Source organism: Arcobacter acticola, from assembly GCF_013177675.1.
Classification (GTDB): domain Bacteria; phylum Campylobacterota; class Campylobacteria; order Campylobacterales; family Arcobacteraceae; genus Aliarcobacter; species Aliarcobacter acticola.
Window position 1 is genome coordinate 2,762,065 of record NZ_CP042652.1, and the last position, 14,040, is coordinate 2,776,104.

Annotated in this window: 13 protein-coding genes and 4 tRNA genes; 6 read left to right on the plus strand and 11 right to left on the minus strand. The window is 28.4% G+C overall.

The features are described 5' to 3' along the window. Positions 1–247: 247 nt before the first annotated feature. Both AACT_RS14100 and AACT_RS14105 read left to right on the plus strand, forming a co-directional pair. Positions 248–1,288 (plus strand): DUF5677 domain-containing protein, encoded by a 1,041-nt coding sequence (locus AACT_RS14100; RefSeq protein WP_172127945.1) that lies wholly within the window; start codon positions 248–250, stop codon positions 1,286–1,288. A gap of 77 nt (positions 1,289–1,365) precedes the next feature. Further along, complete coding sequence (locus AACT_RS14105) at positions 1,366–2,568, plus strand: phospholipase D family protein (RefSeq protein ID WP_172127947.1); 1,203 nt, start codon at positions 1,366–1,368, stop codon at positions 2,566–2,568. A 319-nt stretch (positions 2,569–2,887) separates the two neighbouring features. On the opposite strand, the gene AACT_RS14110 is transcribed toward AACT_RS14105, so the two are convergent. The 9 genes from AACT_RS14110 to AACT_RS14150 form a co-directional block, all read right to left on the minus strand. Then, positions 2,888–2,975: transfer RNA gene (locus tag AACT_RS14110), tRNA-Ser, on the minus strand. A gap of 502 nt (positions 2,976–3,477) precedes the next feature. Further along, positions 3,478–3,636: a hypothetical protein gene (locus AACT_RS14115; protein WP_172127949.1), complete on the minus strand. Its 159-nt coding sequence runs from the start codon at positions 3,634–3,636 to the stop codon at positions 3,478–3,480. Between the two features lie 427 nt (positions 3,637–4,063). Beyond that, the gene (locus AACT_RS14120; RefSeq protein ID WP_172127951.1) at positions 4,064–4,735 is read right to left on the minus strand and encodes a hypothetical protein; all 672 of its coding nucleotides are present in this window, start codon (positions 4,733–4,735) and stop codon (positions 4,064–4,066) included. A gap of 194 nt (positions 4,736–4,929) precedes the next feature. Beyond that, positions 4,930–5,193, minus strand: coding sequence for a hypothetical protein (locus AACT_RS14125; protein WP_172127953.1), 264 nt, complete (start codon positions 5,191–5,193; stop codon positions 4,930–4,932). 1 nt (position 5,194) lies between these two features. Continuing rightward, positions 5,195–5,395: a helix-turn-helix transcriptional regulator gene (locus AACT_RS14130; RefSeq protein WP_172127955.1), complete on the minus strand. Its 201-nt coding sequence runs from the start codon at positions 5,393–5,395 to the stop codon at positions 5,195–5,197. A 154-nt stretch (positions 5,396–5,549) separates the two neighbouring features. Beyond that, a complete protein-coding gene (locus AACT_RS14135) occupies positions 5,550–6,803 on the minus strand; it encodes a tyrosine-type recombinase/integrase (RefSeq protein WP_172127957.1) in 1,254 nt (417 codons plus the stop codon). A 196-nt stretch (positions 6,804–6,999) separates the two neighbouring features. Next, positions 7,000–7,075, minus strand: a tRNA-Cys gene (locus AACT_RS14140). Between the two features lie 67 nt (positions 7,076–7,142). After that, positions 7,143–7,231, minus strand: a tRNA-Ser gene (locus AACT_RS14145). A gap of 9 nt (positions 7,232–7,240) precedes the next feature. Further along, a tRNA-Leu gene (locus AACT_RS14150) sits at positions 7,241–7,327 on the minus strand. Between the two features lie 194 nt (positions 7,328–7,521). Between AACT_RS14150 and ilvD the strand changes: the two genes are divergently transcribed. The 4 genes from ilvD to AACT_RS14170 all read left to right on the plus strand — a co-directional run bounded on the left by ilvD (position 7,522) and on the right by AACT_RS14170 (position 12,668). After that, positions 7,522–9,210, plus strand: coding sequence for a dihydroxy-acid dehydratase (ilvD, locus tag AACT_RS14155; RefSeq protein WP_172127959.1), 1,689 nt, complete (start codon positions 7,522–7,524; stop codon positions 9,208–9,210). Between the two features lie 116 nt (positions 9,211–9,326). After that, positions 9,327–10,760 carry a Do family serine endopeptidase gene (locus AACT_RS14160; RefSeq protein WP_172127960.1) on the plus strand — a complete coding sequence of 478 codons (1,434 nt, stop codon included), beginning with the start codon at positions 9,327–9,329 and terminating at the stop codon, positions 10,758–10,760. Positions 10,761–10,770: 10 nt separating this feature from the next. Then, on the plus strand, positions 10,771–11,448 hold the full coding sequence (locus AACT_RS14165; protein ID WP_216658243.1) for a response regulator transcription factor: 678 nt from the start codon (positions 10,771–10,773) through the stop codon (positions 11,446–11,448). Further along, the gene (locus tag AACT_RS14170; RefSeq protein ID WP_172127964.1) at positions 11,445–12,668 is read left to right on the plus strand and encodes an ArsS family sensor histidine kinase; all 1,224 of its coding nucleotides are present in this window, start codon (positions 11,445–11,447) and stop codon (positions 12,666–12,668) included. The genes AACT_RS14165 and AACT_RS14170 overlap by 4 nt, the downstream gene beginning before the upstream one ends. A gap of 20 nt (positions 12,669–12,688) precedes the next feature. On the opposite strand, the gene AACT_RS14175 is transcribed toward AACT_RS14170, so the two are convergent. Both AACT_RS14175 and cbiB read right to left on the minus strand, forming a co-directional pair. Continuing rightward, positions 12,689–13,117 (minus strand): hypothetical protein, encoded by a 429-nt coding sequence (locus AACT_RS14175; protein ID WP_172128715.1) that lies wholly within the window; start codon positions 13,115–13,117, stop codon positions 12,689–12,691. Continuing rightward, positions 13,117–14,004 carry an adenosylcobinamide-phosphate synthase CbiB gene (gene cbiB, locus AACT_RS14180; protein ID WP_172127966.1) on the minus strand — a complete coding sequence of 296 codons (888 nt, stop codon included), beginning with the start codon at positions 14,002–14,004 and terminating at the stop codon, positions 13,117–13,119. The genes AACT_RS14175 and cbiB overlap by 1 nt, the downstream gene beginning before the upstream one ends. Positions 14,005–14,040 lie beyond the last annotated feature (36 nt).

Genomic DNA, 14,040 nt, shown 5'->3' on the forward strand with positions numbered 1-14,040 from the left:
GGTGAATATACCCAGAAGGTACAAGTGTTGAACTTCTTATTTTAACTCATATTCTCTATTATTTAGACATTAAAAAGTAATTTTTTATCGTTATTCCAATATAATTATTTTATTTATTTAAAAATATGTTCCTATAATATTTTTAAACTATTATAGGAACATATTTTTGTCCTGATAATAAGAATAAATTTGATATTTGGACATTATGTCCGATAATAAATAGCTATGCATAATAAGGATAATACACATGAAAATTTTAACTCATACATTTTATGAAACACTAGAAGATGAGCTAAACAAATCATTAGTTTCTCTTGGTGAAAATGAAGTTAATAATTTAGAAGAAAGTATGATTCAAGAAATAATACCTGATTTAGTAAAATCTATAAAAAAAACATTATTATCAGACGCCCCAAAAATGCTTGAAGAAAGAAGAATACTATTTTCAGAATTTTGCAAAAGAAATCACAAAAGGTGGAACATAGCTTTTGACTTGTTTGAAACATTTATTGTTATATGTACTGAAGCAGGTGAAGAATTCAACAAATCATATCGTTCTACAGCAGTAAAAGAGAATAATCTCGTTTTTGATATTGTCGTTAGACACCATGCTAGAGCATGTCATATTTCTCAAGAAATCTTATGCTTACTAAAATCTGGATTTGCAGATGGAGCTCATGCAAGATGGCGTGCATTGCATGAGGTGATAGTTACTGCGATATTTATATTAAAACATGGACAAGAATGTGCAGAACGGTTTTATTGGCATGATATAGTTGAATCATACAAAGGGATGATTCAACATAAAGAGTATGAGCATAGATTAAATGAAAAAGGAAATTCAGAACAAGAAATACTTCAATGCAAAAAAGTATATGATGAAGTGATTGCAAAATATGGAAAAACTTTTAAAGAATCATATGGTTGGGCTTCTAATTTTATAACAAATAAACGTGTCACTTTTGCTGATATAGAGAAAGATGTATTATTGGACCATATGAGACCTTATTATAAGTGGGCTAGTCAAAATATACACGCTGGGACTAAAGGCATCAATAATAAGCTAGGAATGTGTGAATCTACAGAAGATTTTCTTTTAGTTGGACAAAGCAATTCAGGAATGACAAACCCTGCACATTCTTCTGCAATTTCTCTTGCTCAAATAACTATTAAGCTATTAAATATAGAACCAAATATTGATAGGCTAGTTATTATGAAAATTATTTTAGAAATGGAAAATGAAATTGGTGAAGCTTTTTTAAAGTGTGACAAAAGTAGAGAAGCATAATAAATCAGTGGAGCCAATAAATTACTTGAGGGCAGTTTATTAGTTCATTTAAAACATAATAACATCAAAGGATATTAATGACATTACTAACAACCCCAAATGAGATCGAAACAACTATATGCCATTTAATTAAAACATATAAATCTATTTCATTTGCAAGTGCTTGGGCTTCTGCAAGTTCAAAGGCATTTCCATTATTGTTAAAATACTCAAATAAAATAAATAAAGTTGTAGTTGGTATTCATTTTTATCAAACTCATCCAAATTTTATTAAAGAATTTATTGATGATGAAAAAGTAAAATTCAAAACAAATCCTAATGGGATTTTTCATCCAAAAATCTATTTATTTCAAAACAATGAAAATGATTGGGAATGTTTAATAGGTAGTGCTAATTTTACAAAAGCAGCAATGCAAAATAATTCAGAAATAATAGTTCATATTAATAGTAATGACACAGATGCGCATGGAGTATATAAAAAAACTATTGAGGCAATTGAAAACTATTTTGAAACAGCAGTTAGTTTTACAAATAATGACTATCAAGCATATTTAAAAGTCTGGAATAAAAAGTCGAAAGAATTATTAGATATTCAAGATGAATTTAGTTCTGAAACTGATATTAAACCTATTTTTAAATCGAAAATTATTATGCAAGATTGGAATAGCTTTTTTGAAGAAGTTAAAAATGACAAAAACAATTCATTTGAAATTAGATTAGAGTTACTGAATAAAACACAAGAATATTTCCGAAATAGTTCTTTTGCAAATATGACAGATATAAAAAGACGTCAAATTTCTGGTATAACTAGCAAGGATACAAATAATCCAGAACTTAATTGGATGTACTTTGGAAATATGGTTAGTCCAAGATTTAAAACAAGAATTAGTGAAGATTATATAGATATTTCAGAGGCACTGGATTGTATCCCGATGAATGGTATTGTTTCAAAAAATGACTATATGAATTATATAGAATATTTTAAAGAGCATAGTGGTTATGGTTATGGTGTAATTACAATTAGTAGACTTTTAGCAATGAAAAGACCTGATGTGTTTTTTTGTATCACAGGTGGAAATAAAAAATATCTGTATGAAGATTTTGGTTTAACAAAAGATATAAAAAGTAATGAGTATGAAAGATATTGGGATGAAATAATTCAAAGAATTCATAAATCAGAATGGTACAATACTGACGAACCTAAAGATATTATTGAAAAAGAGTTATGGAGTAAGAGAGTAGCAATGTTGGATACAATTTTTTATGATGGTGATTTGTAAAAAGCTATAACAAAACGCAGGAGCCAATATTTTACCCACCCTTGGGTAAAATATTGGCTCTCCGCAACCGTTTCACAATCTCTTAATTTTGGAACATGAAGCACTCATATTAGTTTTCCATGTTCCACAAAGTGTTCAGAAAGTTAAAATGACAAAACTCCACAACCTTTAAGAAAATTTGGAACAAAAAAAAGTAGTTGATTGTAGATTCACATTATCTGATTGAAAAAAAAGTATATAAATTTACCCTGACAAATTCCGGTCAAAAATGCGTCTAATTTGAGAAAAAAAATGATGAGTTTGATTTAATTTAAAGTAATGGCAGACAATGTCGGATTTGAACCGACGGTAGGTTGCCCTACGCTATCCTTCCAAGATAGTGGATTAAACCGCTCTCCCAATTGTCTGTATAAAAAAAGTATGTTATATTATAACTCGCCGGTTATAAATATCGGTGCATAATAATTCTTAAAATGTAAGTATTTTCACCCTGACAAAATCCGGTCAAAAATAGGTCTAAATTGTAAAAAAATTGATTGTTTTTAAAATGATTATTTATATAGAAAGAGTGGAGGTAGTCTCTTCCTACATTAATACCATATAATCCATAAAATAGGAACTTTTTTCATTGACTTCTTTTTAAACCCCCAAATATACCCCCAAATATAATTTTTTATCAAGTGAAAACTACATATTGGAGCATATAAAATAATGGAAGTCTAATCAAAAAAGAATTAAAAGATGATAAAAGGGCAAAATCAAGTGATTTTATTAAAAAAGAGGTTCAAGAGTAAAAGATACAATGATATTCCCAAAAATATTAGAGAATATCTACTTACAGAAATGATATAAAATTGTAAAAAGATTTAAAAAAGTGGGTGTAGAATTAAACTACACCTAAAAAGAAAATCAACGTCTTTTTTTAACTTCCCAAAATTGTTCTGTTTTGTTAACATCATAAGATGTATCATTGGTGCAAATAACAAGCCAATTCCCATCATAAGAGCTTTGAAATGCTGATTCTATTCCTTCACAAGAATAATTACTTGCTCTAATTATGTTAATCAATAACTTTTCTTGATTAGCGGTAGCATTACCTCCATATAAACTACCCACTAATAACACAAACAAAATTAAACTCTTTTTTAGCATAAATACTCCTATAAATTATTTAGTTATTGTATCAATATAATCCTTTAGTTAGAATAAAAATATTTCTACTATTTAGACAATAAAGAGAGTGGGGATAGTGGAAAAAAAATATTAAACGAGATATACAAATTAAGCGTTCAAGCACCCATGGTTAGGCTTTAATCACGCAACAGTACCTTTTTTTATATGATGAGTATTGTCCAATATGATGGACTTTTCTTTATTGTTGATACTGTTACAATAATCTATTTCTTTTCTTTAAATACTATTGTTACTTTTACACCTTTGTACTTTTTATCTTTCGATAAGATTTCTTTTATTTTTTCTTCTACTTGTTGCTTAGTCATTCTATACCTTTTAGTAAATCTGTAATGCGTTTAAACTCTTGAAGTGGTAAAGCTAACACTTTTATATTAGGAATACTAATAAGAGCTTCTATTCGCCATAAGACACAATCTAAGCCATTCTTTAAAGCCTTGTCATAAATTACAATCTTTTCTATCATAGAAGCATTGGTATTGTTAATATAATGAGTATCTGTTGATACACCATCTTTAGTTATAAACTGTTTTAACGTGAAATAGTTTTCTAATAATTCTATCTTTGGCTTATATGGAATATCTAAACAAATATCAATATTAGTTACATTATTCAAAATAGATAACACCTTACTAACTATGTGATGAGGTGGTGGGGATTTATGGTATTGCTTTAATCCAAATATTACCATTGTTGCAGTTCTGTATTTTGGTTTATCTTTGTTGCTGTTGTAGTAATAAATATTATGTTTTTCTAACCTCATCACACTTGTAACCTCATCTACTCCTAACCTATTTTTCAATTTATGCAAAATATTAGAATTCTTTTGTAATTTTTCCCATTTACCTATTCCATCTAATTTCTTCTTTTTATGTTGTTTACTAAATTCAATCCTAATACTATCTATGCTAAATTCTTCATTATTATCTTGATTAAATTCATTAATAAAATTTTCTAATTCTTGTAGTATATTCATAATTTTTCTTTCTTACATTAAGAAGATGATTCCTTAAACTGTATATTTGTATATTGAAGTAAGCCACTATTACGGGAATCTTTACGACTTATTATTCTTTTTTTATTTTAATAGTTAGATTACCTTGATACACATTATAAGGGGTATTTTTTATAATCTTAAAGCATAAAAAAAGAGAAATTTTTAGGCTTCTCTTATTTATTATTTTGTAATCTTTTAAGATGAACTTTTGCTTTTTCCAAGTTATCAAATGCTAAATCTAATTTTCTTTCAAGATGATAAGCTCTATTGGTTAAATTCTGTTTTTTTACCTCAATAAGATTAATACCCCATTTTTTAATTATGCAAAAATATTGATTAGCATTACTTGCACGGATATCTGTTGAGATTAATATTTTACCCTCAATTAAATCACTTAATATACTCACCAAATGTGATGGCTGTTCACAATTATTCATTTTAAGCCACTTTCCTAAATAAAGCTATTTCAACTTCATCAATATTAAATACTGTTACTTTATCGCTTATTTTATATGCTGTAATTTTCTTTTGTTTCGCATATAACCATATTGTAGATAATCCTACTCCTAAATATTCTGCTAATTCTTTTGCTCTATACATTTTTTTTGTTTGTATATCGACGTATTCAATTTTACTCATATTGAGCCTTTAATTTAAATTGTTAAATCATTATCATGTTAGACTGATTTAAACTTAAATGAATTGTATAAGTTGAATACCGATATTTTCTAAGAGATTATATGTATTGTGTTTTTTGTTAGATTTTGTTTATAAAAAAGAACTAATTGCGACTTCATAATTCATTTATTTCTCTTAAACTTTTAATGAAGTTGCTCCAATAAGTCATCAACTCTTGTAACTGCTCAAAATAATCCCCTTTATGAGAATATGCTCTTACAACTTTACTTTTTTCGTGATGGTCTAAGGCTCTTTCTTTTACTTCATAAGTAAATTGTCCTTTTGTATCTAAAGTATCTATCATACTCCTAAATGTACCTCTAAATCCGTGTAGTCTTATTTTTCTACCCTCTCTATTAAATTCCATAATCTTTAATGCTTTATTTGGACTCTCTTTATTTATGTGTGTATTATTATCAAAACCAAGAAATACATAATCTTGATTATTAGTGTGTAGGATTAATTCTCTTTTTTGTTCTTTTAGTATAGATATTACCTCATCGGATAAAGGCATTTTAAAATCTTCATAATTTGGATTTTTCAATTTCATCTGATTTCTAGGAATAGTCATAAGCTTTTTATCAAAATCTATTTGACTCCATTTAAGTGTACATAAATTTTCTGCTCTTAAAGGTATATGCAACACTAATCGCAAACAGTTCTTTACACTAAAACTACCGTGATAATTGTATATTGAATTTGTAAGCTCTTTCAATACTTCTTTATCTGTAATTTGAGCCATATGCTTAACTGTTCTTTTAGTGATAAGATGTGTTTTATTTACTTCTACTAAAAGATTTCTTTCACAGTATCCATTTAATACAGCAAACCCAAATAAGCTTTTTAGGTATCCGAATAATTTAGATGCAGTTTCTGGTGCTGTTTTATTTTTTGCTTTAATAACTGTTACAATATCTTGTATTGATACATCATTCATTTTTTTGTTTTTTAAATATGGTAAAACATCTTTTTCAAAACGATTCTTTTTCCAATCGTATTGTTCTATTTTTGCATTTGGTTTTTCATTTTCTAACCATTGATACATCACGTTTTTAAAGCTGTTTGTTTCTTCTTTCTTTTGTTGTTCTTTTTCTTTATTGAAATAATCTATTGGATTTATATTGTTATCTATGAGTTTTTTATATTCTGCTCTTTTTTCTCTTGCTTCTTTTAGTGTAGTAGTTGGATAACTTTTGAAGGTAGTTTCTTTTGAGCTACCATTTAACATAAACCTAAAAACCCATATTTTACTACCATTAGGTTTTATTTGAAGTCTTAACCCTCCACCATCATTTAAATAGTATTGTTTTTCTTTTGGTTTAGCTTGTTTAACTTCAGTATCTTTTAGTTGATTTAGTTCTCTACTCATTAAAGCCCCTCATAGGATTCTTTATCCATAAATTGGGGGTATGTCTTTTTGAGTAAAATATAACCCCCAAATATACCCCCAAATAAATATTAGTTTAATATGAATTAAGTTAGATTACATTAACATAAGAATGCTTTAAAAATGTTGATTTATTGGGATTTGTTTAGATTAAATTAGATTGATTGAAATTATGAAGTGGAGGAGGTAGTCGGACTCGAACCAACGCATGTCGGATTTGCAATCCGAGGCATTACCAGCTTTGCTATACCTCCAACAGAAATGTATAGTGGTTTATAAATCACATAAATTGAAAAAAGTTAGATGATTTATTTTAAATAATGGCAGAGGGCAAGGGATTCGAACCCTCGGAGGCTTTCACCTCGCCGGTTTTCAAAACCGGTACGATAGACCAACTCTGTCAACCCTCTACATTATAATGGTGCGAATGATCGGAATCGAACCGATACTCCGAAACCGGAATTGGATTTTAAGTCCAACGCGTCTACCTATTCCGCCACACTCGCAATATACTTTAGGTAAGCAACTTAGGTATTATCTACTTAAATTGGACGGGAATTATAATAGATTTTTTTTACCTTGTCAAGAGTTTTTTGAAAGAATTTTAAAATTTGTAAAAATTTATCTATTTAATAAAAATTGAACAGCAAAAAATGTATAATCTAGCATATTAATTATGCATATTTTAAAGGATAATACAGTGAGAAGTGATGAAGTAAAAAAAGGATTTGATAGAACGCCACATAGATCGTTATTAAGAGCTACAGGACTTAAAGACGAAGATTTTGAAAAACCATTTATTGGAGTTGCAAACTCTTTTATTGAGTTAATTCCAGGACACTTTTTCTTAGATAAAGTATCAGCTATTATAAAAGAAGAAATCAAAGCAAATGGTTGTGTACCATTTGAGTTTAATACTATTGGTGTTGATGATGGTATTGCTATGGGTCATGATGGTATGTTATTTTCATTACCTTCAAGAGAGTTAATCGCTAATTCTATTGAAACAGTAATGAATGCACATAAATTGGATGCAATGATTGCCATTCCTAACTGTGATAAAATTGTTCCAGGTATGATTATGGGTGCTTTAAGAGTAAATGTTCCTACAATATTTGTATCAGGTGGACCAATGGAAAAAGGTTATACTCAAGATGGAACTCCTATTGATTTAGCAACTGCTTTTGAAGCTGTTGGTAAACATGAAGCAGGTGAAATGAGTGATGAAGAGTTAAAAGATATCGAATGTAATGCATGTCCAAGTGGTGGTTCATGTTCAGGTATGTTTACAGCTAACTCTATGAATACACTTATGGAAGCTATGGGTATTGCACTTCCTGGAAATGGAACAATCTTAGCTTTAACACCTGAAAGAGAAGTTTTATATAGACAAGCTGCTAGAAGAATCTGTGAAATTGCACTTGATGCACAAGCAAGAGAAAAATATAAATTAACAAATATTTTAAATGATAATGCAGTTAGAAATGCCTTTGCAGTTGATATGGCAATGGGTGGTTCTTCAAACACTGTTTTACATATGTTAGCAATTGCAAGAGAAGCAAAAGTTAATTTCAATCTTGAAGATATTAATAAAATCTCTAAAAGAGTTTCACATATTGCAAAAATTTCTCCATCTTTATCTACTGTTCATATGGAAGATATCAACAAAGCTGGTGGTGTAAACGCTGTTATGAAAGAGATGAGTAAAAGAGGTGATGATATTTTATTAGATAACCTTACAATCTCTGGTGAAACATTATTAGAAAAAATCAAAGACTCTTATATCAAAGATACAAATATTATTCACACTATTGATAATCCATATTCACAAGTTGGTGGATTAGCTATTCTTTATGGTAACTTAGCGCAACAAGGTGCTGTTATTAAAACTGCTGGAATTACAGGAGCTAGAGCAATGACTGGTAAAGCTGTTTGTTTTGATGGACAAGCACAAGCTATCAAAGGAATTGTAAGTGGAAAAGTAAAAGCTGGTGATGTTGTAGTTATCAGATATGAAGGTCCAAAAGGTGGTCCTGGAATGCAAGAAATGCTAGCACCTACTTCACTTATTATGGGAATGGGACTTGGAGATAAAGTTGCACTTATTACTGATGGAAGATTTTCAGGAGCTACAAGAGGTGCATCTATTGGTCACGTGAGTCCTGAAGCTGCTGAGGGTGGAATGATTGGATTATTAAAAGATGGTGATGAAATTCATATTGATGTAGATGCATATGTTTTATCAGTAAATTTAAGTGATGAAGAAATCGCAAAAAGAAAAGCTGAGTTTGTACCTCTTAAAAAACCTCTTAACTCTTCTTGGTTAGGTCAATACAGAGCACTTGTAACAAATGCAAGTTCTGGAGCAGTTTTAAAAACTGATTTATAAAAAATAAATAGGGAGGAACCCCTATTTATTAACCATGCATTAACTATTGATTGGAAAATAGTTTACTCTTTTAGCTTAGAATCATACATATATAAAAATTAAAAAAGGATTTAAAAGTGAAGAAAAAACTTTTGATTATTTCTACATTAATTGCAACTCAACTATTTGCAAAAACTATAGATTTTGAGATGATGGATAAAAATCCAGTAAGAGTTACACCAAATTCAAATAATGAAATTTTATCTTTTAATGACAGTGTTAAGAATTCAGTAAATTCAATAGTAAATATTTCCGCAAAAAAACACGTTGATACAAATTTAGATTCAGTTCCATTACAACAAATGTTCAACGATCCATTATTTAAAAGATTTTTTGGTGATCAATTTGGTGAAAATCAATTTAAACAAAATAGAGTTCAAAGATCTTTAGGATCAGGTGTTATTGTTTCAAAAGAGGGATATATTGTAACTAATAATCATGTTATTGAAAATGCAGATGAAATCACAGTTACAATTGGTGATGATACAACTGAATATAATGGAAAATTAATAGGTCGTGATGCAGACAGTGATATGGCTGTTATTAAAATCGAAACAGAAAAAACATTAACTCCAATCAAAATTGGTGATTCAAATAGTTTAAAAGTAGGAGATCTAATTTTTGCAATTGGAAATCCATTTGGTATTGGAAGCACAGTTACTCAAGGAATTATCTCAGCTTTAAATAAAAATAAAGTTGGAATTAATAGATATGAAAACTATATTCAAACAGATGCTTCAATAAACCCTGGAAACTCAGGTGGTGCCTTAGTTGATAGTCGTGGTGCTTTAATTGGTATTAATACAGCTATTATTTCTAAAAGTGGTGGAAATAATGGAATTGGCTTTGCAATACCAATTGCAATGGTTCAAGATGTTGTTACAAAACTAGTAGCAGATGGAAAAGTAACACGTGGTTATTTAGGTGTAGCTATTGGTGATGTTGATAATGAACTAGCAAAAGTTTATAAAAGAAAAGAAGGTGCTTTAATTTTAGATATATCAGCTGATACTCCAGCTTCTAAATATGGACTAAAAAGAGGTGACTTAATTTATGCAATAAATGGAAAAGCTGTAAAAGATAGAACTTCTTTACAAAATACAATTGCATCTTTTAAACCTGAAGAGAAAATTGTACTTCAAGTTGAAAGAGATAGAAAAGATATTGATTTAAATATTGTATTAGGAGATAGAACTTCAAGTCTTGCAGAAGTTCAAACGGATAGTTCAGTACCTGTTCTTGGTGGATTAAAATTAAGTTTAATTGATGCAGAAAATCAAAAGAAATTTAGATTACCAACAGAAATAACAGGAATACTGATTTCAGATGTTGAGCCTAAATCACAAGCTGAGGAATCAGGTTTTCAATCAGGCGATGTTATTATTCAAATTGAAGACATTGAAATCAAAACGTTTGCAAATATTGATGCAGCATTAAAAAAATATAAAGAAAAATATAAAAGAGTTTATGTAAATAGATATGGTCAAACTATTCTATTCGTAACACAATAAAGGATTTCCCATTACAAAAGTACTTATGATAGAAGATGATTTAGAATTAGCTCAAATCATCTCAGATTATTTAAAATCATTTGATATAGAAGTTACAAATACAGATAGTCCATATAATGGTCTATCTATGTTAAATGTACACAAAGACTATCAACTTATTATTTTAGATTTAACTCTTCCTGAAATTGATGGACTTGAATTAATTCCAAAAATCAGAGAAAAGTCAAATATACCTATTATCATAAGTTCAGCTCGGGATGACATTCTCGATAAAGTTATGGGATTAGAAAGAGGGGCAGATGATTATCTTCCAAAGCCTTATAACCCAAGAGAACTTCAAGCTAGAATTAAAACTATTCTAAAAAGAGTTGAAACAAAAAACGAAACAAAAAAAGTTGAAACAAACTCTATGTTTCAAATTAAAGAAAGTGATATGCAAATATTATTTAAAGACACTGCACTTACTTTAACACTTGCAGAATATGATATTTTGAAATTACTTATTCAAAGAAATCATGGTGTAGTTGCACGTGAAGATTTTATTTATGCAAGTGATAATATAGAAGATGATTCATCACTTAAAAATATTGATGTAATTATTTCAAGAATTAGAACAAAGCTAGGGAAAATCGATCATAACAACACACATATTAAATCAGTAAGAGGTATCGGATATCAGTTAATATGATTAGAAATGTTTCCATATCGACTTTTATTAATATTATTTTTTCATTAGCTCTTGTATCTATTTTTATAACTTTTGGAATGTTTATTAATCATGATAAACAAAAACATGAGATTGCTTTACAAAATAGATATGAGTTGATTGCAGAAAACTTTTTAAGTTCATTTCAAAATCAACCAACCGTTGAATCTTTACTTGCTTTATATAAGAAATTTAAAGTTACGCCTATTGAAGATAGAGATAGAAAATTAAAAATCATTAAAAATGCACAAGAATTAACAATAACACAAAACTATTTAGGAACTTATAGGGTATATAAATATGCTGATAAATACTACATTTACGTACAGCAATATGGTTATAACTTAATGCTAAAAGATTCTGACAACAACAACTACAGTATGGCTTTTATAATCGTTGGATTTGTTATATCTTTACTTACATTTTTATTTTTATATGAAGTTCTAAAAAGAAAATTAAGACCTTTAAAAATATTAAATAAACAAATTATTGAGTTTTCAAATGGAAATAAAGACATAAAACTAAATTATACAAGTACAGATGAAATTGGTACCATTGCAAAAAGTTTTAATGAAGCTATAAATATCATAAATAATCAATCTAAATCAAAAGATTTATTTATGAGAAATATGATGCATGAGCTTAAAACCCCTATTACTAAGGCTATGTTTATTGCAGAAACTTTAAATGATGACAATAAAAGAGAAACTCTTCAAAGAGCATTTAAAAGAATGGATGATATTATCAAAGAGCTAGCGACTGTTGAAAAGCTAACTTCTAAAAATACTATGATTTATAAAGAAGAAACATCTTTTTTTAATATCTATACAAGAACCTTAGAAATCATGATGATAAATCCTGAGAATATAGCTACTAAAATAAGAGATTTCAAATTTGAAGTTGATGTATCTATGATGTCAATTGCACTAAAAAATTTAATTGATAATGCTATAAAATTCTCTCCAAATAAAAAAGCAATTATAAATGCAAATAAAGAAAGAATAGAAATCATTTCTTTAGGAGAACCTTTGAATAATGAACTTGCATACTATACAGAAGCGTTCTCTCAAGAAGAAAAAAGAAGTGATGGATTCGGGCTTGGTCTTTATATTGTAAAAACTATTGTATGTTTACATGGATATAAACTTGAATATAAATACGAGGGTGGAAGAAACTTTTTTATCATAAATATGATGAAATAGTTTCCTCTTTATTTTTATATTTAAGGCTTTGGTCTTACATCTTTCATTACTTCAAACCAATTTCTATTAAAATGTTTTTTAATATATTTAGCTCTATGAGGCACTATACAGCCTGAACAGTTCTGATGAATATAATCCTCACCTATATATTGAGAACCATCTCTAGACTTGATATTACAAACAGAAAATAAAGTTTTCCCATCATCTGTTTTTTCAAAACCTTCCATTTTATATCTAAAATTTGGACAGGCACACAAATAGCAATTTAAATCTTCCATATCATGGCATTTTTTATTGTCTTTATAAAGTGGACAAAAGTCTGGTTCATTTTTCACCATATTTTCAAATTTGAAATACTCTATTACCTCATCAACTGATTTATCTGTTAATTTTTTCATTACATTAGCATGTAGATTACCCTGTTGGATAAACCACTCTTCATAAGTCATCATAAAACTCCTAAAATTAATACAATTATAATAAATACATCTAAACGATTTCTAAGTTTCAAAGCATGTAAAACATCGCTATCTTCTATATTTATTTTTCCATCCCCAAAATAAGGCTTATTTTTTATTTTTCCAAAATATGAAGTTGGACCGCCAAGTCTAACATTAATAGCTAGTGCTAAAGCTGATATAGGTAGTCCTGCATTGAAACTTTCATGTTTCTTTCCATATTTTCTAAAGTTAAATAATGCCTTTTTACTAAAAAATAATATAGCAATTAAAACAGCTGTTATTCTTGCTGGTATAAAATTTACCACATCATCCAAACGTGCAGAAAACTTACCAAATCGTTCATACTTATCATTTCTATATCCAACCATAGAATCAAGAGTATTAACAGCTTTATACATAAAAGCACCTACAATTCCAAAACATAAAAGATAAAAAAGTGGCGCAATCACTCCATCATTTAAGTTTTCACCATACGTTTCAATGGCTGCTTTATTTACACCTGTATTACTAAGATTTGATGTATCTCTACTTACTAACATAGAGATCTTCTTTCTTTTTATTTTAATATCATCATTTGAAATCACATCTTTTACTGCATCATAAAGCATTCTAGATGAAAGTGCAAAAGATGCTAAAAATCCTTGTACATAAATATTATCAAATAAGGAAAAGAAATAAGACACTATAAAAACAATAATCAATAATGACGATGATAAAAGAATACCTCTAAAAATTGAATCCTTATAAAAAATTTTCTCAAACCAAGAGATATAATCTCCTATGAAAACAATAGGATGTTTGAGAAATTTTAATTCATGGAATTCTCCAAAAAATCTATCTATAATATATGCGATTAAAGCTACTTCATAATACATTGAACCTACAAATTCCCTATTTCTAAATTTTCAATT